This window comes from Pseudoxanthomonas taiwanensis, from assembly GCF_010093135.1.
Taxonomy (GTDB): Bacteria; Pseudomonadota; Gammaproteobacteria; order Xanthomonadales; family Xanthomonadaceae; genus Pseudoxanthomonas; species Pseudoxanthomonas taiwanensis.
The window spans coordinates 1-1,399 of the sequence record NZ_PDWK01000140.1; the positions used below are offsets into that span (position 1 = coordinate 1).

The following is a 1,399-nucleotide window of genomic DNA, read 5'->3' on the forward strand; positions in this document are numbered from 1 at the left end:
CGCCCCCCCCTGTAGGAGCCGTGTAAGCGGCGACCTGGCCGGCGCATCCGGCGCCCGCGTTCGACCGCCACGCATCAAGCGCCCCGACACGGGCGCATCCGCCGCGACCGGCCGGCCCCGTCGCGTCGCCGCTGACGCGGCTCCTACAAAAACGCGGGGCGGCATGGCCGGCGTACCCGGCGCCGATATTCAACCGCCACGCATCGAACGCCCCTGGGCACGGGTGCACCCGCCGCGACCGGCCGGCCCCGTCGCGTCGCCGCTGACGCGGCTCCTACAACCTGCGCCCGCCATCGCCTACACGGGCGGTAACGCTTTCCTACCGGCACCTGCGGCATGGGCTGCTGGCAGGCCAATGCCGACCCGGGCAATTTGCCGGCCATGGACATGCACGTTTCCACCAGCACCACGCGCCGGGGCCACGCGGCGTTGCGCCGTGGGCGGATCTCGCTGCCTGGCCAGATCTACCACGTGACCGCGGTGACCCAAGGCCGCACTCCGTACTTCGCCAACTTCCACGTGGCCTGGGCCGCGGTGGGTGGATTCCTGCACCCGCCGATCCTGGGCGACGCGAAACTGCTGGCCTGGGTGCTGATGCCCGACCACGTGCACTGGCTGCTGCAACTCGGGTACGAAGCCCCACTGGACAGGGTGGTGGCACGGATGAAGTCTGCTGCCAGCCTGTATGCCAACCGGGTGCTGGCCCGGGCAGGGCCGTTGTGGGCGCCGGCGTTCCACGATCATGCCCTGCGCCGCGATGAGCATGTGCCGGACGTGGCCCGCTACATCGTCGCCAACCCGGTCCGCGCCGGGCTGGTGGACCGTCCGGGTGATTACCCCTTCTGGGACCACGTGTGGCTGTAGCGGGCCGGGGACACACCGCACCACCCGCCGGGGATGCGGCTGGATCTGTGTCGCGAACCGGGTTGCCGGCGCCCGCTTCTGTAGGAGCCGCGTCAGCGGCGACGCGACGGGGCCGGCCGGTCGCGGCAGGTGCACTCGTGCCCAAGGGGCGCTTGATGCGTGGCGGTTGAACGTCGGTGCCGGATGCGCCGGCCGGGTCACCCCGCGTTTTTGTAGGAGCCGCGTCAGCGGCGACGCGACGGGGCCGGCCGGTCGTGGCGGGTGCACTCGTGCCCAAGGGGCGCTTGATGCGTGGCGGTTGAACGTCGGTGCCGGATGCGCCGGCCGGGTCGCCGCGGACGCGGCTCCTACAGGGGCACCGACGCATCCGGCCGTGGCGGTGCGCCCGTGCCCAGGGGCGCTTGATGGGTGGCGGTTGAACGTCGGTGCCGGATGCGCCGGCCGGGTCGCCGCGGACGCGGCTCCTACAGGGGCACCGACGCATCCGGCCGTGGCGGTGCGCCCGTGCCCAGGGGCGCTTGATGGGTGGCGGTTG

Annotated in this window: 1 protein-coding gene; it reads left to right on the forward strand. The window is 72.8% G+C overall.

The features are described from left to right. Nucleotides 1-336: 336 nt before the first annotated feature. Nucleotides 337-864, forward strand: a complete 528-nt coding sequence (locus CR938_RS14250; RefSeq protein WP_343038587.1) for an REP-associated tyrosine transposase — start codon at nt 337-339, stop codon at nt 862-864. Nucleotides 865-1,399 lie beyond the last annotated feature (535 nt).